Here is a 16900-nt window from a genome sequence, read left to right as displayed (position 1 = left end):
CGGCAAGCGCTCGCGGCGTGTAACGGCCGGGTGCGTCTCAGGCGGTGCGCCGCTGTTCGAGCCAGTCCGCCAGCGAGCGCCCCGCGTCCAGCACATGGCGCTCGGCGATGGTGCGGGACCGTTCGACGTCCTTTTCGCCAAGCGCGTCGAGCAGCTCCCGGTGCTCGTCGAGCGAATGTTTCTCGTGGTCGGGAAACAGGGTGAGGAAGTTGCTCGGCACGACGCGCGCGGCTTGTTTGATCTGGGTCATCAGCCGCGGGGAGTGCGCGGCGCGGTGGATTTTCTGGTGAAAGTGCCAGTTGGCTTCGCCGATGCTGTCGTCCCCGGAGCGCGCGACCACGTCCGCGGCGAGCTCACGCAGCATCTCGAGCTCGCCGGGTTCGATGCGCTGGGCAGCCCAGGCGGCGGCCTGTCCGGTGAGAACGCCGAGGATGGTGAAGCTGTCTATGACGTCGGTGGGGCTGATGCCGATCACGGTGATGCCGCTGCGCGGCGCGATTTGAACGAGGCCTTCGAAGGAGAGTTCCAGCAACGCCTCGCGGACCGGGGTCCGGCTGGTCGCGAACTCCTCGGTGATGGCGTCGAGGTCGACTCGCGTGCCGGCGGACAAAGCGCCGGTGAGGATGCGGTCCCTGAGTTCGCGGGCGGCGCGTTCGCGCACGGTGCCGGAGATGTCGACCTTCGAGATCGAAGCCATCCCGGAATGGTATCAAATCAGACATCCAAAATTTGATATCTGAAATATCAGATGTTATGTTTCGCGCATGACTGATCGACGACACGACAACATGACCCTGGTCGCCTTCATGCAGGCGGGCAGCACCTCGGTGTACGCCGGGTCGTGGCGACACCCGGCGACCGAACACGGTTACCTCGACGCTTCGTACTACGCAAAGATCGCCCGCCAGCTCGAGGAAGGCTGCTTCGATCTGATGTTCTTCGACGATCGCCTGGCGATGCCGGGGGTGTTCGGGGGATCGGTGGCCGAGGCGGTGTCTTACGGTGCCCGTCCGGTCAAGCTGGATCTCAGCATCGTGCTCGGCGTGCTGGCGCAGGCCACGTCGCGCATCGGGCTGGGCGCGACCTACTCGACGACCTACTACCAGCCGTTCCACGTCGCGCGAACCTTCGCCACGCTGGACCACCTGTCCGGCGGCCGGGCCGCCTGGAACGTGGTCACCTCCGTCAACGACAGCGAGGCGCAGAACTTCGGCGTCGATGCCCACCTCGGCCACGACGAACGCTACGACCGAGCCGACGAGTTCATGGACGTGGTGGCCGGGCTCTGGGATACCTGGGAGGACGATGCGATTCTGCACGACCGGGCGTCCGGGCGCTTCGGCGATCCGGGCAAGGTGCACGAGCTTGGGCATGTCGGGCAGTACTTCTCGTCGCGTGGGCCGCTGACCGTGCCGCGCACCCCGCAGGGGAGACCGGTCATCATCCAGGCCGGCTCATCGGGGCGCGGACGCGAATTCGCCTCGCGCTGGGCGGAATTGATCTTCACCGGAGACCCGGGCATCGAGGTCGCACGCAGCCACTACACCGACCAGAAAGCGCGCATCGCCGACGCCGGGCGCAATCCTGCCGCGGTACGGATCTGCCCGATGGCCTACGCTGTGGTGGGCGAGTCCGAGGCCCACGCCACGGAGCGCGAAGCTCTGTTCCTCGACGAACTGGTGCATCCCATGGCATCGCTGACACTGTTGTCGGAGTTGATGAATTATGACTTCGCGCAACACAATCTGGACGATCCCGTCACCGACGAGTTGATCGCGTCGTCCTCCGGAATTCGCGGACTGGTTCAGAACCTGCGCTCCCACATTTCTTCTGAGGGCGGCGGGCGCCCGGTGACCGTCCGCGATCTGGCCGGTCATCGTGCGACGCTGCTGCAGGGACCGCGCTTCGTCGGCACCGGCGAGCAGGTCGCCGATCAGATGGCGGACTGGTTCGAAAGCGGGGCGTGCGACGGCTTCGTCCTGGCCGCAACGCATCTGCCCGGCGCATTCGAAGACGTTGTGCGGATGGTAGTTCCGGAGCTGCAGCGACGCGGTCTGTTCCGGACCGAATACGAGTCCTCGACACTGCGCGGACACCTGGGGCTGCAACGGCCTTCGAATAGCAGGGTGGGCGCCGGTGCGAATGCTTGAGGGTGTGCGAGTGCTCGATCTCGCGACGTTGGCGGCCGCCCCGCTGGTTGCGACATACCTGGGCGAATTCGGCGCCGATGTGATCAAGGTCGAAGACCCGCGGCATGGCGATCCGATCCGCGGATGGGGCAATCAGCGCGAGGACGTCGGGCTGATGTGGAAGTCCTTATCGCGCAACAAGCGAGCGATCACCCTGGATCTGCGGTGTGCCGAGGGTCAGGCGATGGTGCGCCGGCTGGTCGAGCATGCCGACGTCGCCATCTTCAACACCCGGCCGCAGACGTTGCGTAAGTGGGGCCTGGACTACGAGAACCTGCGCGTGGTCAACGACCGGATCGTGATGCTGCACATCACCGGGTACGGGTTGACCGGACCGAAGAGTGAGCGCCCGGGTTTCGGCACGCTCGGCGAGGCGATGAGCGGATTCGCGCACATCACCGGACAGGCTGGCGGACCGCCCACGCTGCCGCCGTTCATGTTGGCCGACGGCGTCGCCTCGTTGAACGCCACCTACGCGGTCATGATGGCGTTGTATCACCGCGACGTGCATGGTGCGCTGGGGCAGCTGATCGATGTCAACCTGATCGACCCGCTGGCGCGCCTGCTGGAGCAGACGCTGCTCGGTTACGACCAATTGGGCCTGGTGCCCGAACGTGCCGGCAACCGCTGGGATATCTCGGCCCCGCGCAACACCTACCAAACCGCCGACGGGCGTTGGCTGGCCATGTCCGGGAGTTCACCGGCCCTGGCGTTACGGGTGTTTCGTGCGATCGGGCGAGACGACCTGCTGTCCGATCCCGACTTCTCCGACCCGCAGCGGCGGCTGGCCCGGGCCCGCGAGGTCGACACGGTGGTCGCGAATTGGGTTGCCACCAAGACTCTTTCGGAAGCGATGCAGACTTTCGAAGCTCACGAGGTCGCCGCGGCCCCGGTCTACGACATCCGCGATCTGGTCGCCGACGAGCAGCTGGCCCATCGTGAGGTGTTCATCTCGATCGACGACGAACAGCTCGGGGCGATGACGGTGCAGGCCCCGGTTCCGCGCTTCTCGTCGGCGTCCGCAACGGTGGGCCATCTCGGGCCCAGCCTCGGTGAACACAACAACGAAGTGTACGGCGAGCTACTCGGCTTGACTCCCAACGAGATTGACGAACTGCGCACCCGCGGCGTGTTGTGACAGAAGGAAATCAATGACTGATCTTCTCCGTCGTTCCGAACTCGCGGTGCCCGCGTGCAACGACAACATGTTCGAGAAGGGCGCCCGGTGTGGGGCGGATTTGGTGTTCCTCGATCTAGAGGACGCGACCCCCGTTGGCGCCAAAGTCCAGTCGCGTGCCAAAGTTATTGCGGCGCTCAATGATATCGACTGGGGGCGCACCGCTCGCGCCATTCGGATCAACGGCCTGGACACTCGGTGGTGCCACGACGATGTGATCGACGTCGTCACCCAGGCGGGCGAGAACCTGGACACGATCATCGTCCCGAAAGCCCGCACCGCTCGCGATGTCTGGTGGGTGGACGTCCTGCTGACTCAGTTGGAGTCGAAACTTGGCCTGAGCAACCGAATTCGGCTCGAGGTTCTGATCGAGGAAGTGGAGGGCCTCGCTAATGCCGAGGAGATCGCCGCGGCCAGTCCCCGCCTGGATGCCCTGATCTTCGGGGTCGGTGACTTCTCGCTGTCGCAGGGTGCGCGGGTAGACACCAACTTTGTTCCGCTCGGCGAATACCCCGGCGAATTCTGGGCCTATGCGCGTAACAAGGTAATCGTCGCTGCCCGCATCGCCGGCATCGATGCGATCGACGCGCCGTATCCCGACTACCGGGACCTGTCCGGATACGAGCGTGATGCGAGGCGCTCGTCGCTGCTCGGCTACACCGGCAAGTGGGCCATCCATCCCGACCAGGTGCCCATCGCCAATGGTGTTTACGCGCCGACCGCCGACGAGATCGCGCGAGCCGAAGCCAATGTGGCCGCCTACCGGGAGGCCGAGGCCGAGGGCCGTGGCGCGGTCGGAGTCAACGGGGTGCTGGTCGACGCCGCCCACGTCAAGCAGGCCCAGCAGACGCTGGCGCGCGCCGCGCTGGTCAAAGCGCGGCAAGGCAACGAATCGGCGCACATCTGATTGAACGCGAACGCGGCGGGGTAGTCGTGTCAGTGATCAATTCGACTGACGCCCAATAGAAAGGGGCACGACGTGATTGTCTTGGGCATCATCCTCGTTGTCATCGGCTATTTCGCGGCCATTCCGATCCTCGAAACCATCGGTGGCATCCTGGTGCTGATCGGTGTCGTCCTGTGGATCCTGGGGGCGGTCGGACGCCCGGTTGCTGGCCGCAAAGTCTGGTTCTAGGGTTATCTTCGCTTGATTGCCGGCAGGACCCGCACCCAATACCCAGGTGTGGTGCTGCTCTGACAAGGGAAGTGACCGTCTGATGGCAAAGGTTCTGTTCGTCGTCACCGCATCGAGCTACTGGACGCTGACGGACGGCACCCGACATCCGACCGGGTATTGGGCCGAGGAGTTCGCGGCCCCGTACGACGCGCTCAGCCGGGCTGGCCACCAGATCGTGGTGGCCACGCCCGGCGGCACGGTGCCGTACGTGGACGTGATGAGCCTGCGCCCGTCGATGGCCGGCAGCGTCGAGATCGCCGAAAAGCTGGAAGGAATCCTGCGTTCCGCCGAACAGTTGCGTGCCCCAATCCAACTCGCCAACGCCCGCCTGGACGATTACGACGCCATCTACTACCCAGGCGGCCACGGCCCGATGGAAGACCTATGGCGCGACGCGGATTCCGGCCGGCTGCTCATCTCGGCGCTTGCCTCAGGAAAGCCGTTGGCGATCGTCTGCCACGCACCCGCGGCAATCCTGGCGACCCGTCGCGATGGCACCACGCCCTTCGCGGGCTACCGGGTCACGGCCTTTACCAACGACGAAGAGGATGGTGTCGGACTCCGCGAGAAGGCGCCGTGGACGGTCGAGGACGAACTCGTGAAGGCGGGCATCGACTTCGTCAAAGGCGAAATGTGGAAGCCTTTCACGGTGACGGACCGCAATCTCTACACCGGGCAAAACCCCGCCTCGGCCGGACCGCTCGCCGAAAAGCTGCTCGAAGTGCTTTAAGCCAGTAACGCCAAGCAAATTCATCATCCGCTGAGGTCCAGTGCCCCGATACGGTACGTTTCCTTCCGGGACTTTCGGGTGACATGTTGGCCTTTGGGCCGGCCTCGAGGAATGAGAGCGGCGGATGTCGAACTGGCTGCGCGACTTCGCGACAGATGTCAATTCCGAGCGGTCGCTGTCCGGGCGGGCACGCGGCCGTCGCTGGCAGCACCTGGTCACCTGCTTCCCGGAATTCTCCGAAATGAGAGTGCTGGACCTGGGCGGGACTCCCGAGTCTTGGCAGCTCGCGCCGGTGCAACCCTGCGCCGTCACCACGGTGAACCTGATGCCCGCGCAAGCGCAGACTCCCGGCGTGACCGCGATTCAGGCCAACGCGTGTGATCTTCCGAGTTCGGTGACGAATGATCATTTCGACCTGGTGTTTTCCAACTCACTGCTCGAGCACGTCGGTGGGCATGTACAGCGCCAGCGTCTCGCGGACTACGTCCACGCGCTCGGCGACCGGCACTGGATCCAGACTCCCTACCGCTACTTTCCGATCGAGCCGCATTGGTTATTCCCGGGCATGCAGTGGCTGCCCTACGAGGCGCGCATCCAGGTGTCGCTGCGGTGGAACCGCGGCCACATTCGCACGCACACCCGCGAGGAAGCCCGAGAACAGGTCGACGAGATCGAACTGGTCGGCATCTCACAGATGCGCGGGTTGTTCCCGTCCTCGGACATCTGGTTCGAACGATTCGCGGGACTGATCAAGTCCCTGGTCGCCATCCGAACCTGAGCCTCGGGATGCTCACGGCACGGGACCATCTCCACACCCACCTGGGATCAGTTGGGCCGTCACTAATGAGATACCAATACGTGTCTGCGCATGTGCAAATCTCCTACGGAGAGACCGTAAGAGCCGTACAGTTTGTGCCACGGCCACCGAGGCGAGGGACTGCATGACAGAGCACTGCCGAGGTGACAGACATGACCGCATCCGCCAGCCGGCTCACCGGTGACGTTGTAGGTGCCGGCGATCCCCGGTACGAGGTGGCGCGTACCGGATGGAACCATCTTTACTCCCGCTACCCCAAAGCCATCGTTTTCTGCAGCAACACAACAGATGTCGTCAACGCCCTTGAGTGGGCACAACACAACGATGTCGCCGTTCGAGCGCGTAGCGGGGGCCACTGCCTAGAGGGCTGGTCGGCTGTCGACGGCGGCCTGGTCATCGATGTCAGCGGGCTTAAGTCGGCCCAGATCGACGCGGTCTCAGGTCGTGCGACAGTTGGGGCAGGGCTTCTTCAACTGGAGGCGGTGACCGCGCTCGGCGCTCACGGACTCGCGGCACCGACCGGCACGGAAGGGACGGTCGGCCTGGTCGGCGCGACCCTCGGTGGCGGCTTCGGCCTGCTCACCCGCAGCCTGGGCATGGCAAGCGACAACCTGATGGCGGTCGAGATCGTCGTGACGGACAAGGGCAACGGGGCCAAGGCGATCACCGTCGATGACACCTCCCACCCGGACCTCATGTGGGCTCTGCGCGGCGCCGGCAACGGCAACTTCGGCGTTGTCACCTCATTGACGTACCAGGTCCACCCGCTATCACACGTCACCTACGTGGTAGCGACCTGGGCAGGGCTCAGCGACCTACCTGAAGTCTTCGACGCCTGGCAACACTCGGCACCGAACACCGACAGCCGCCTCACTAGCCAACTTGAGATCCATTGCGGCGAAATCCAGTTGATAGCGGCTCTCTGCGCAGGGTCGGGCACCGAGGCGACCGAGCTGCTAGCGCCCATCCTGACGGTCGGAAACCCTCGCATAACCACTACAACCGCACCGTGGGCCGATACCTACGCCGATTTCCAGATACCCACTCCGGAGGAGCCCGCGAACTGGAAGTTCACTTCGCAGTTCATCATTCGACCATTTCCGGCCGCCGCGATTGAGCTAATCAGTCGGTTCATGGACAAAGCCCCGTCGCCGGATTGCAATTACTTCACCAACGCCTTCGGCGGAGCCGTCATGACCAGCGAGCCCGCCGGCGGCTCGGTGTTCGCCCATCGCGACGCATTGTTCTACGCCGAACCCGGTGTCGGCTGGGGCGTTCGCGGTGGACCCGCCGCCGATGAACAGCTGACCGCGCGAGCACTTGCCTGGATCGCGGAGTTCAGCGAATCTTTACAGCCTTACGTGGCCGGAGCCTACGTGAACGTGCCGAACGCGGGCATGGCTGACTGGGCCACGGCCTACTGGGGCGACAACCTCGACCGGCTGCGGGCGGTCAAGTCAAAGTACGACCCCGGCAACATGTTTCGTTACGAACAGAGCATTCCACCGGCGACACGATGACCCAAGTACTGAGAGGCGATGAGGCCGCCAGTGCGGGGACGGCGACCTATTCATCGTTTCGGCGGAGTACCAGAAGGATTGTCCCGTGATCAGCTCTAGCAATGCCGCGGCCCCGCAGCGCGAACATCAGGACTGGGGTTTACGGCGCGATGCGTGGAAGGAGTGTGGCTTGTGAGTGGTTGGATCGTGAGCAACGTCCCGTCGTGGTTGCTACTACTGGGACTCAACGTCCTCATCGCAGGCGGGGCAGTGCTCGCCCTGAAGTATGTCCGGCGCCGGTTCCCCGGGGTCAGGGGGGACGAGCGCAGCGAGGTGACACAGTTCGCCTTCATGTTGGTCGGCTTCGTGTACGCGTTCTTCACCGGTTTCATCGTTACCGCGCTGTGGGGTCAGGACAATGCCGCCGATGACGACATGCGCGTCGAGGGCGCAACCGCGGTACAGATGGCCGACGATCTCAACGCGTTCGACAAGGGTGACAGGGACCGAATCCGCGGGGCGCTGTTGGACTATGAACGCGCGGCGGTAATTGAGTGGCCGCTGGTCGCACACGGTCACACCTACCCTGCGGCCGGCCAAGCGCTGCAGCATCTCCGGTCCGCATACGACCAAGTTCAGCCACGTACCGATACCCAAAAGACTTACCTCGCGACCTCTTTCGATTCCCTTCACAAGATCAGTCAGGCACGTACCGAACGGACGCTCCGGGCCCGTACTGATAACGGCCTGCCCTGGTCGATGTGGACAGTCTTCTTCCTGACCAGCGGGCTAGTCCTCGGCGGCGCTTTGGTTTACGGCGTCGAGAAACCCACCGTTCACTACGCGTTGGTCGCCACCGTGGGCGTGCTGCTGGCCACCGACCTGTTCCTCGTCGTGGAGCTTGCCCACCCGTACATCGGCGACACTGCAACGACCCCGGAGTCACTGGGTGCGGTTATCCAGTCCCTGTCGGCCCCCTCGGCGTAGCCGGGCAGGTTGACAGGGCGTTACTTCGGTCGAGTAAGTCAAATACAAAACTTATCAACATTTTTCGTAATGCATCCCCGAATTATGCACTCTCACAATGGTTTGAAAGCCACGGCGGCAGCGCCTTCCGGCGTTGGCGTGCAATGGCGTTGATGGTTGCGCAGGCATCTCCGATTGCCTGGGCCTGCACTTGCCAGGCTCGATAGCGTGAACGCCACCTCAAATTCCACGTAAAGCGGAACACAGCCCCGGCCTGTCGAATAGTCTCTACCTAGGTGTAGGCGCACCCCCACTGCCGGGAACTCCGGCTCCGCCCTGAGCGGTCTTCGGAAACAGTCGTAGAAAAACTGTCCGACTCGCGGGGGAGGTCCCACCTGGAGGGCGGCCCACCCCGGGCGGCGACCAAAAAGGAAACTTCATGACCACCACTCATCACGTCGACCGCACCGCTGCGCCCAAACTGAAAAAATTCGCCGCCAGAGCCGCTCTCGCCGGCGGGTTGGGGATGGCTGCTACGGGATTGACCGCGGCAATGGCCACTGCAGACCCCGCACCGCCAAACACGCCGGGCCCAACCCCGACGATCACCGCGACCCTGCGCCCGCCTGCACCGCGCGGAGAATCAGGCCTGTGTAACCGTGACACGATCCCGCGTGACCAGCCCCCGCCCTTGAACTGCTAGGACAGCGGGCACCGCACCACCGAGCGCTTTGGTGGCGCCCGCGTTGCGTCGACGACCGGTGCGCCATCCGTCACGTTGGTATGCCGTAGCCACCGCGGAGGTCCGTGTGGGCGGCTTTCAACAAGCGGTTGCATAGCTCCACCAGCGCGTCGACGTCAAGGGCCGACTCGTCGCCGAGTTGCTTGAGAAACGAAGCTTCTTCGTCCTTCAGCTCAGACCATTTTCGCTTCCGTTCAATCATCGCCTCATCGCTATGTTGAGGAACGTCGACGGCGGATTGGAGTTGCTCCTTGCACGCATCCAGTTGCGTCAGTGAGTAGCCATGTTCGCGGAATTGGCGGTCCCATTCGTCGAGGATCAATTCGGCAAGGTCACGAACCGGTTCGGCGGCGTAGATCATCAACTCGGCAACTCCGTCGTCGAGGCCCAGCCGTGCGCGGAATTCGTACAACTCCCTGGTGGCCGCCGCCCGCCTCCGGCTGACGCTTTCTTCAGTGACTTCGGTGCCCGCGAGTGGTTCTGCCCCGCGCTTGAGGTGAAGAGTTGCGGAGATGAGACGCTTCAGCACGGCCTTCTTGTCGTCCCCGGCCCGCTTTTCGTAGTCGAGCACCAGCGCGTGGTCTCGGTCCTCGCGCTTGGTTTTGGCGTCGATCCGCTTCGTCCAGACCGCCACCGTCGCAGTTGACAAAACGGACACGACCGGGACGAGGGTGGTCGTGAGCAAGGTCTCCCAACTCACGGCACTACCGCCGGTATTCCCGGCGCTCGCGCTGACACGCTTCTCCGAGTGTGCACGGACGTGCTCATTACCACGGGCTCAGTCTGCCTGACTGGGCCATAGTCCACGAGTGTTTGTCGTCTCGCCGTGCATTATTTCGGGCTGTTTCGTCGGTCCCACCCGCCGGGCTCCTACTGGATGGGCTCATCGTCCCGGACGGTCGTGCGCACGTGACCGACCAACACCCGCCGCGGCTGAGCCCGCTGCCGGCCGACGAATGGGACGAGCGCAGCCGACGCGCGATCGCCGCGCTGATCCCCGCCGAGCGGGCCAACCCCAAGGGCGCCGGCGATGGCGGTCACCGCCTTTGGCATAGAAGATGAGGAACTGTGAGTCGCGGTAGGCGCTATGACGCCGTGCAGCAGGCTTCGTCGGTTCCGGGACCGAAGGTGTCCGAGTCGGCTAAGACGGTGTAGACCTCCCACCGCTCACCGTTGGGGCCGGTGACCCCGCTTCCAATAGCTGCTCTTGATCGCCTCAAGAGCCTCGATCACGTAGCGGTCCAGCGGCTGCCGGTTGGCCGACCGCAGTACCCACTGCTGGAACGCGAAATCGGCCGCACCGAAGGCGAGTTGGATCAGCAGCCCGGGGCGCATATCGATTTCGGGGTCGGTGCCCATGCGTTCGGCGACGAGCTTCATCGCCCGCTCCTTGTCAGCGGGAGTGTGGATCGTTGCCTTGTCGAGCAGACCGGGCGCAACCAGTAGGGCTGCGCGCCACTCCTCGCAGTCGGCTTGGTCGAACGACTGGGTCCGCGTGATGATGGCATTGATCAATGCGACGTCCGGCGCCTCGGTGGCCGGACGCTTTTCCAGGTGATTGACGATCGCGGCCCCGCCGTGGCGCACCGGCGCCAGCAGCAGCTCCTCTTTGGTCGGCACATGCCGGAAGAAGGTTCGCGGTGACACGCCTGCGGCAGTGGCGATCTCCTCGGTGGTTACCGCGTCGTATCCGCGTTCGACAAACAGCCGGAACGCCGCGCGCCGGATATCGGCGCGGATCTGAGCCCGCTGGCGATCACGTAGCGACTCGCCGGTCACCGGAAGCAGCCGATCCCACCGTCGACGTGAATGGTCTGACCGGTGATGAACGTGGCGTCAGTACCGAGCAGGAACGCCACCAGCGCTCCCACGTCGGTGCGGACGTCGCCGATGCGCTTCATCGGAACACGCCCCACGGCCTTGTCATATTCCTTGGGGGCAAACGACTTCCAGAACTTGACGCCGTCGGACTCGGCGAACGGGCAGATGACGTTCACGCGGATGTTGTCGCGTCCCCATTCCAGCGCTGCGACCTTGGACAAGCCGCGGATGCCTTCCTTGGCGGCGGCATAACCGCCCCACTTGGGTTCGCCGCCGGTTCCCGTTCCCGAGCCGAGGTTGACGATCGAACCGCCGCCGGCCTTGACCATCAACGGGTGCACCGCCTGCATGAGCAGGAAGGTCGCCCGGGGGCCGACGTCATGGCCGAGCGCGAAGTCCTCGAGGGTTATGTCGACGAATGCCTTGGGCTCGTTGGTGGCAATGGCATTGTTGACCAGCCCGTGCACGGTGCCGAAGGCGTCGACCGCGGCCGCAGTGATCCGCTGCGCGCTGGCCGGGTCGCGCAGATCTGCGACCACGCTCGCGACCGGCCCCAATTCCTTGAGCTCGTTGGTCGTTGTTTCCAGGGCGTCGGCCTGTATGTCGGCCAGTACCACCGATGCGCCGCGTTCCAGCAGTGCCGTCGCGGTCCCTTTGCCCACGCCTTGAGCCGCGCCGGTGATTATCGCGACGTGGCCGCGCATCGAATCGGGATGGGTGTAACTCATGCAACGGGTCCCATCTGCAGCCGCACGCCGCGGTGCATTTCGTAGGTGCTACGCACCCCGTCGGGCAGTTCGATGAATTCCACCGGCGTGCCATCCGGGTCTTTCACGAAAAACATTCGGACTCCGCCGATCTCGAAGGGCTCCTGATCGGGCGAGTAGCCGGCATTGACGACGCGTCGGTGGGTGTCGTCAAGATCGGTCACCGACAACGACACGTTGAGGATGCCGGTGATGCCACGGCGAGTGGTGCGATTCGGGGCCGGCTCGCCGCCCAGGGACAGCAGCTCGATCATCAACCCGCCCAGCAAGCCGCCGACCACTCGGCCTTCCTGTTTACGGTTAGCGTGCAGCACCGCGTCGAAAGGCTCTCCGGATATCAGGGATTCGAAGACGATCTCCATCCCGAGCACACCCTGGTAGAACGCCAGCGCGCGGTCCATGTCGGTGACGCCGACGACGAGGTGGCAGAACGACACGTCGTCGAGCACGCTTTCGCCGGTCACGATGGCTTCGCGAGATTGGGCGCCGGACGCCCGGCGAACAGTGGCAGATCCAGGTAGGTCTTGATACCCGGCTCCGCCATGCAGACGTCCGGGATGGCGTTGATGCAATGGTTGGCGGTGACCACCACGCCCGGATTCTTGATCAACCCCTCTTCGATCGTCTCCGGTTGCAGGCCCTTGAAAGTGAGTTTCACGTCTGGGTCGCCGGTGATCTCTACTTCGAAGCGCTCGCCGATCCCACCGAAATCCCATGCCGGGTCGAGGTTTTCCTCACCCATCAGCCAGTTGACCGCGGCCGTGATGACGGGCTCGCCGTCGACGAGGGCCTGCCAACGGAACCGGCGCGCGGCCACCGTGCCCGTGGTGATCGGGAAGGGGGCGTAGTCGATTTCAGCGGTCGCCACCGCCACGTCCTGGATGGTCCTGATGCTCGGATCGATGCGAAACCCCATGTGGTCGGCAATCATTCGCACCGACTGCTTGAATCCGGCGTCGAGCAGGCTGGCCATGGGTCCTTCCATGGCCTCTTCGGGAGTACCGCCGAAACCCATGATGTGGCGCACCACATCCGGTGCGTTGTAGGTGCGGATGTCGGAGAACTCCTCGGCGCGGACGTGGGTGACCGCGGAAGACAGCGACGAGATCATCAGCGGGAACCGCTCGGTAATGCCGCCTGGGTGGATCCCCGAACCATGCAGGGTCACACCACTTTCCACTGCGGCATCGGCGACGGCCTGGTGACGCTTGTTGCCCGGATCGGGGTAAACCCAGCCAACCGGGGTGACCACGTTCTTGCCGGACCGCAGGATGGCGATGACCTCGTCGTCGTTGGGCACCAGCGGGCTGTACATGACGCAGTCGGCGTCCATCGCCAGAATCTCGTCGATGCTCGACGTGGCCGTGACGCCAAGGTCCCCGGTTCCGATGATCCGGCCGACGTCGACGCCGTTTTTCTCCGCGCTGTGTACCCAACAGCCGGCCAGTTCGAGCCGCGGGTGGTTGAGCACGCAGGCGATGGCAGCCTTGCCGACGCCGCCGGTTGCCCATTGAATGACGCGAAGCTTGGCCGAACTACTCATCGGTGTCCTTTCGATTGCACGCCTTTACATGCCAACGACAGAACTGGCACAGTATGACCCGCTGGCAGTCACTGTCAATGATTGCTCCGGGTAGGAAGGTCTGTTCATGAGCGTCCTCGAGGGCAAGATCGCGATCGTCACCGGAACCAGCCGGGGCGTGGGTGTCGGCATCGCCCATGAACTGCTGCGCGCCGGCGCCACCGTCGTCGGCTGTTCGCGCGGGCCGTTGGACACCATCCCAGGTGTCGACGCCGACTCCGAGTGGGCGCCGCGCGCCTCGCAGCGTGTCTGCGATCAGGGCGACTGCGGCTCGATCGATTCCTTCGTCGCCGACGTGGTCGCCACTCACGGTCGGGTCGACATCCTCGTCAACAACGCCGGCGGCACCGTCCCTGCGCCGCATGTGGAGAGCATTCCCGAACTCGTGCAACGGATTCAGGGCGCACCGCCGAGCGACGACGAGTACCAACGCACCGCGCTGTTCCATGCGTTCGCGGTGCAGATGAACCTGATCAGCCCGCTCTGGTTCGCCATCCGCGCCTACCGGCAGATGGCGAACCAGGACGGCGTCGGCTGCATCATCAACATCTCCAGCGGCGCCGGGCACCCGGCCGGCTCGCCCACCCTGGTCTCCTACGGCGCGGCCAAGAGTGGCCTCAACCACCTCACCCGATCATTGGCCGAGGAATGGGGGCCGAAGGTGCGCGTCAACTGTGTGGCCCTGGGTCCCACGATGACCGAGAACTTCCGCTCGTTCGTGTTGCCCAAGGACGATCCGACCGGAGAGAAGTATTTCGCCGCCGTCCCGATGCGCCGCGCCGGCGAGCCCGAAGAGGTCGGGCGCGTTTGTGTTTTCCTCGCCGGCGGCCAGGCCGACTTCGTCAACGGCACCACCATCGAGTGCGACGGCGGCATGATGCCGGGCGTGCTCTACGAGGCGGGCCTGAAGACGATCACCGATCTGCTGTAAGCATTGGGCGTCCAGGGCGTCCAGGGCGTCCAGGGCGACGACACGCCGACCGGACCCGCCCACGCCGCGCACCCGACGGCCGGCACCCGCAATGGTGTCGGTGACGTTTGGCCGGCGGTGACGGAGTCGCGGTACTTTCGTCGGATGTGAACGCACCACGGCAGGAGATTCTCATGAGCGGACTGCAACCCACCCCCGAGCAATTCGCGGCGCTCGCCGCGCGGCCGACTGACGCGCCGGTGGTGATGATCAACCTCCTGAAGTTCAAGGCCGAGGGCGGCCTGGAGCGCTACGCGCAATACGGGCGCGAGGTCACACCGCACCTCGAACGCGTCGGTGCGGTCGTCCGCTACCTGGGAGGATCGCCTTCGGTAGTGATCGGTGAGGGTGAAAAGCCTTGGTGGGATGCGATTCTCGTCGTTGAATATCCGTCGCCGCAGGCCTTCATCGACATGGTGACGAATCAGGACTACCTCAAGGTCCACGAACATCGCGCCGCCGCGCTGGACCGCGGAGACCTTGTCGCTACCTCGATGTGGTCGATCGACGAAAGCTGACCCGATGAGTCCAATGGGCCCTTGAGGCCGGGACCTATGGCCACTAGAAGGGTGCGGTTAGTGCGGTTAGCGTCGGGCCAGGAATAGCTACAGCCAGGAGGTGGGTCTCATGGTTACCCACTGGGTCGTCTGATCATGCGTGAATTCAGCGTTCCCGCGAACTTCAGCGTCGACGAGCGCGACAGCATCGTCGCCAGTGTGTATGCGCATGAGCGGGACGACCCCGACCATGTGATCTTTCAGCGCCTTGTCAACGACGTGTGGCGGGATGTGACCTGCGCCCAAGCCGCTCAGCAGATCCGGGAAACCGCGCTCGGTCTGATCGCCGAGGGGGTGAACGCCGGGGACCGCGTGGCGATTTTGGCGGCCACCTGCTACGAGTGGGTAATTCTCGACTACGCGATCCTCTCGGTGGGAGCGGTCACCGTCCCCATCTACGACACCTCATCGGCCGAGCAGGTCCGCTGGGTGCTGGAGGATTCGGGTGCGGTGTTGGTGATAACCCAAAGCGATGCGCACGGCCAACTGGTCAAGGAACTGAGCACCGAGCTGCCTGCACTGCGCAAGATCCTGCACCTCGAGACGGGCGGACCATCTGCGCTCGAGGAGCTCGCCACGTCCGGGAAATCGGTCGGCGTGGACGAACTCAACAAGCGGCTGACGGCATTGCGGGCCGCGGATCCCGCGACGCTGATCTATACCTCGGGTACGACGGGCCGGCCTAAGGGCTGCCAGTTGACGCACTCCAATTTGCTTTACGAGACACGCGGTGCGGCAATGTATTTCCCGACGCTACTGTGCAAGGGGCAACGGCTGCTGGTCTTCCTGCCGCTGGCCCATGTACTGGCCCGCGCATTGTCCATGTCGGCCTTCGCCGCGAAAGTCACCATCGGCTACACCGGCGACATCAAAAACCTGATTCCGACCTTGGCCGCCTTCAAGCCCACTGTCGTCGTGTCAGTACCCCGTGTCTTCGAAAAGGTCTACAACACGGCCGAATTGAAGGCCCACGACAGCGGGAGGCGCGGGGTTTTCGAAGCGGCCGCACGGACGGCGATCGAGTGGAGTATGGCCTTAGACGCCGGCGGCCCGGGGCCGCTGGTGCGGGCCAGGCATGCCCTGTTCGATCGGCTGGTCTACCGCAAATTGCGCACTGCGCTGGGCGGCGACTGCCACGCCGCGGTTTCCGGTGGGGCCCCGCTGGGCAAGCGGTTGTGCCACTTCTACCGGGGCGCCGGCCTGACCATCTACGAGGGCTATGGTCTCACCGAGACCAGCGCCGCGATCACGGTGAACCTGATCGGCGAAGAGCGTCTCGGCACGGTGGGAAAGCTGTTGCCCGGCAACAGCATGGCGATCGCCAACGACAAAGAAGTGTTGGTGCGTGGTGGCGTCGTTTTCAGCGGGTATTGGCACAATGAGAAGGCGACCCAAGAGGCGATCATCAACGGGTGGTTCCACACCGGCGATCTCGGCACGATGGACGACGACGGTTACTTGTCGATCATCGGCCGCAAAAAGGAAATCATCGTCACCGCGGGCGGCAAGAACGTCGCCCCGGCCGTCCTCGAAGATCAGCTGCGGGCGCACCCGCTGATCAGTCAGGCGATGGTGGTCGGCGACAACAGGCCCTTCGTGGCGGCGCTCATCGCGATCGACCCGGAGGGATTCGAGGTGTGGAAGCAGCACCACGGCAAGGGTGCGACCGCCTCCGTCGGAGATCTGGCCGACGACCCCGATCTGGTCGGCGAGATCGGCGAGGCGGTCGAACAAGCCAATCGCGCGGTGTCGCATGCCGAATCGATCCGCAAATTCCGGATCTTGCCGGTCGACTTCACCGTGCTCACTGGTGAACTGACGCCCACGCTGAAGGTCAAACGAAACATCGTCAGGATGCGGTTCGCCAACGAGATCGAGGCGATGTACGCAAAGGGGTGAGCCGAGG

The 16900-nt window shown here is 64.3% G+C and carries 17 protein-coding genes and 2 pseudogenes; 12 read left to right on the top strand and 7 right to left on the bottom strand.

Going from position 1 to position 16900, the window contains the following annotated elements:
* Window positions 1-37: 37 nt before the first annotated feature.
* Window positions 38-697, bottom strand: coding sequence for a GntR family transcriptional regulator (locus MJO58_RS26400; RefSeq protein ID WP_239721463.1), 660 nt, complete (start codon window positions 695-697; stop codon window positions 38-40).
* Between the two features lie 67 nt (window positions 698-764).
* Here MJO58_RS26400 and MJO58_RS26395 point away from each other — a divergent pair, with 67 nt between their 5' ends.
* The 8 genes from MJO58_RS26395 to MJO58_RS26360 all read left to right on the top strand — a co-directional run bounded on the left by MJO58_RS26395 (window position 765) and on the right by MJO58_RS26360 (window position 8576).
* On the top strand, window positions 765-2150 hold the full coding sequence (locus tag MJO58_RS26395) for an LLM class flavin-dependent oxidoreductase (protein ID WP_239721462.1): 1386 nt from the start codon (window positions 765-767) through the stop codon (window positions 2148-2150).
* The gene (locus MJO58_RS26390) at window positions 2143-3327 is read left to right on the top strand and encodes a CaiB/BaiF CoA transferase family protein (protein ID WP_239723457.1); all 1185 of its coding nucleotides are present in this window, start codon (window positions 2143-2145) and stop codon (window positions 3325-3327) included. Before MJO58_RS26395 ends, MJO58_RS26390 begins: the two co-directional genes overlap by 8 nt.
* A gap of 13 nt (window positions 3328-3340) precedes the next feature.
* On the top strand, window positions 3341-4273 hold the full coding sequence (locus MJO58_RS26385) for an HpcH/HpaI aldolase/citrate lyase family protein (protein WP_239721461.1): 933 nt from the start codon (window positions 3341-3343) through the stop codon (window positions 4271-4273).
* 72 nt (window positions 4274-4345) lie between these two features.
* Complete coding sequence (locus tag MJO58_RS26380) at window positions 4346-4501, top strand: hypothetical protein (RefSeq protein ID WP_090607761.1); 156 nt, start codon at window positions 4346-4348, stop codon at window positions 4499-4501.
* Between the two features lie 82 nt (window positions 4502-4583).
* A complete protein-coding gene (locus MJO58_RS26375; RefSeq protein WP_175364550.1) occupies window positions 4584-5273 on the top strand; it encodes a type 1 glutamine amidotransferase domain-containing protein in 690 nt (229 codons plus the stop codon).
* Window positions 5274-5397: 124 nt separating this feature from the next.
* The gene (locus MJO58_RS26370) at window positions 5398-6051 is read left to right on the top strand and encodes a class I SAM-dependent methyltransferase (RefSeq protein WP_090607758.1); all 654 of its coding nucleotides are present in this window, start codon (window positions 5398-5400) and stop codon (window positions 6049-6051) included.
* 191 nt (window positions 6052-6242) lie between these two features.
* Window positions 6243-7610 (top strand): FAD-binding oxidoreductase, encoded by a 1368-nt coding sequence (locus tag MJO58_RS26365; protein WP_239721460.1) that lies wholly within the window; start codon window positions 6243-6245, stop codon window positions 7608-7610.
* Window positions 7611-7781: 171 nt separating this feature from the next.
* On the top strand, window positions 7782-8576 hold the full coding sequence (locus MJO58_RS26360; RefSeq protein ID WP_239721459.1) for a bestrophin-like domain: 795 nt from the start codon (window positions 7782-7784) through the stop codon (window positions 8574-8576).
* A 752-nt stretch (window positions 8577-9328) separates the two neighbouring features.
* On the opposite strand, the gene MJO58_RS26355 is transcribed toward MJO58_RS26360, so the two are convergent.
* Window positions 9329-9997, bottom strand: a complete 669-nt coding sequence (locus tag MJO58_RS26355; RefSeq protein ID WP_090607752.1) for a hypothetical protein — start codon at window positions 9995-9997, stop codon at window positions 9329-9331.
* 209 nt (window positions 9998-10206) lie between these two features.
* Between MJO58_RS26355 and MJO58_RS26350 the strand changes: the two are divergent.
* A pseudogene (locus MJO58_RS26350) lies at window positions 10207-10329 on the top strand (carboxymuconolactone decarboxylase family protein); the annotation flags it as partial.
* Window positions 10330-10382: 53 nt separating this feature from the next.
* On the opposite strand, the pseudogene MJO58_RS26345 reads toward MJO58_RS26350, so the two are convergent.
* From MJO58_RS26345 to MJO58_RS26325, 5 genes and pseudogenes are all read right to left on the bottom strand, one after another.
* Window positions 10383-10484 (bottom strand): annotated as a pseudogene (locus tag MJO58_RS26345) (glyoxalase/bleomycin resistance/dioxygenase family protein); the annotation flags it as partial.
* Window positions 10465-11076, bottom strand: a complete 612-nt coding sequence (locus tag MJO58_RS26340; protein ID WP_090607750.1) for a TetR/AcrR family transcriptional regulator — start codon at window positions 11074-11076, stop codon at window positions 10465-10467. The pseudogene MJO58_RS26345 and the gene MJO58_RS26340, both read right to left, overlap by 20 nt.
* Window positions 11073-11846, bottom strand: a complete 774-nt coding sequence (locus tag MJO58_RS26335) for an SDR family NAD(P)-dependent oxidoreductase (RefSeq protein WP_239721458.1) — start codon at window positions 11844-11846, stop codon at window positions 11073-11075. The genes MJO58_RS26340 and MJO58_RS26335 overlap by 4 nt, the downstream gene beginning before the upstream one ends.
* Window positions 11843-12349: a VOC family protein gene (locus tag MJO58_RS26330; protein WP_090607746.1), complete on the bottom strand. Its 507-nt coding sequence runs from the start codon at window positions 12347-12349 to the stop codon at window positions 11843-11845. The genes MJO58_RS26335 and MJO58_RS26330 overlap by 4 nt, the downstream gene beginning before the upstream one ends.
* Window positions 12346-13428, bottom strand: coding sequence for an NAD(P)H-dependent amine dehydrogenase family protein (locus MJO58_RS26325; protein WP_090607744.1), 1083 nt, complete (start codon window positions 13426-13428; stop codon window positions 12346-12348). Before MJO58_RS26325 ends, MJO58_RS26330 begins: the two co-directional genes overlap by 4 nt.
* 106 nt (window positions 13429-13534) lie before the next feature.
* Here MJO58_RS26325 and MJO58_RS26320 point away from each other — a divergent pair, with 106 nt between their 5' ends.
* The 3 genes from MJO58_RS26320 (at window position 13535) to MJO58_RS26310 (ending at window position 16893) form a co-directional block, all read left to right on the top strand.
* Complete coding sequence (locus MJO58_RS26320; RefSeq protein WP_090607742.1) at window positions 13535-14398, top strand: SDR family NAD(P)-dependent oxidoreductase; 864 nt, start codon at window positions 13535-13537, stop codon at window positions 14396-14398.
* Window positions 14399-14571: 173 nt separating this feature from the next.
* Window positions 14572-14955: a DUF1330 domain-containing protein gene (locus tag MJO58_RS26315; protein WP_239721457.1), complete on the top strand. Its 384-nt coding sequence runs from the start codon at window positions 14572-14574 to the stop codon at window positions 14953-14955.
* Between the two features lie 135 nt (window positions 14956-15090).
* Window positions 15091-16893, top strand: a complete 1803-nt coding sequence (locus MJO58_RS26310; RefSeq protein ID WP_239721456.1) for an AMP-dependent synthetase/ligase — start codon at window positions 15091-15093, stop codon at window positions 16891-16893.
* Window positions 16894-16900: the final 7 nt, after the last annotated feature.

Origin of the sequence: Mycobacterium lentiflavum, assembly GCF_022374895.2 — a bacterium.
Taxonomy (GTDB): domain Bacteria; phylum Actinomycetota; class Actinomycetes; order Mycobacteriales; family Mycobacteriaceae; genus Mycobacterium; species Mycobacterium lentiflavum.
This window is presented reverse-complemented; position numbering and strand designations above follow the sequence as displayed.

Excerpts from the sequence above, each read along its gene's own strand:
- MJO58_RS26400 (WP_239721463.1), bottom strand. The coding sequence starts at position 697 with ATGGCTTCGATCTCGAAGGTCGACATCTCCGGCACCGTGCGCGAACGC.
- MJO58_RS26395 (WP_239721462.1), top strand. The coding sequence starts at position 765 with ATGACTGATCGACGACACGACAACATGACCCTGGTCGCCTTCATGCAG.
- MJO58_RS26390 (WP_239723457.1), top strand. The coding sequence starts at position 2,143 with ATGCTTGAGGGTGTGCGAGTGCTCGATCTCGCGACGTTGGCGGCCGCC.
- MJO58_RS26385 (WP_239721461.1), top strand. The coding sequence starts at position 3,341 with ATGACTGATCTTCTCCGTCGTTCCGAACTCGCGGTGCCCGCGTGCAAC.
- MJO58_RS26375 (WP_175364550.1), top strand. The coding sequence starts at position 4,584 with ATGGCAAAGGTTCTGTTCGTCGTCACCGCATCGAGCTACTGGACGCTG.
- MJO58_RS26370 (WP_090607758.1), top strand. The coding sequence starts at position 5,398 with ATGTCGAACTGGCTGCGCGACTTCGCGACAGATGTCAATTCCGAGCGG.
- MJO58_RS26365 (WP_239721460.1), top strand. The coding sequence starts at position 6,243 with ATGACCGCATCCGCCAGCCGGCTCACCGGTGACGTTGTAGGTGCCGGC.
- MJO58_RS26335 (WP_239721458.1), bottom strand. The coding sequence starts at position 11,846 with ATGAGTTACACCCATCCCGATTCGATGCGCGGCCACGTCGCGATAATC.
- MJO58_RS26325 (WP_090607744.1), bottom strand. The coding sequence starts at position 13,428 with ATGAGTAGTTCGGCCAAGCTTCGCGTCATTCAATGGGCAACCGGCGGC.
- MJO58_RS26320 (WP_090607742.1), top strand. The coding sequence starts at position 13,535 with ATGAGCGTCCTCGAGGGCAAGATCGCGATCGTCACCGGAACCAGCCGG.
- MJO58_RS26315 (WP_239721457.1), top strand. The coding sequence starts at position 14,572 with ATGAGCGGACTGCAACCCACCCCCGAGCAATTCGCGGCGCTCGCCGCG.
- MJO58_RS26310 (WP_239721456.1), top strand. The coding sequence starts at position 15,091 with ATGCGTGAATTCAGCGTTCCCGCGAACTTCAGCGTCGACGAGCGCGAC.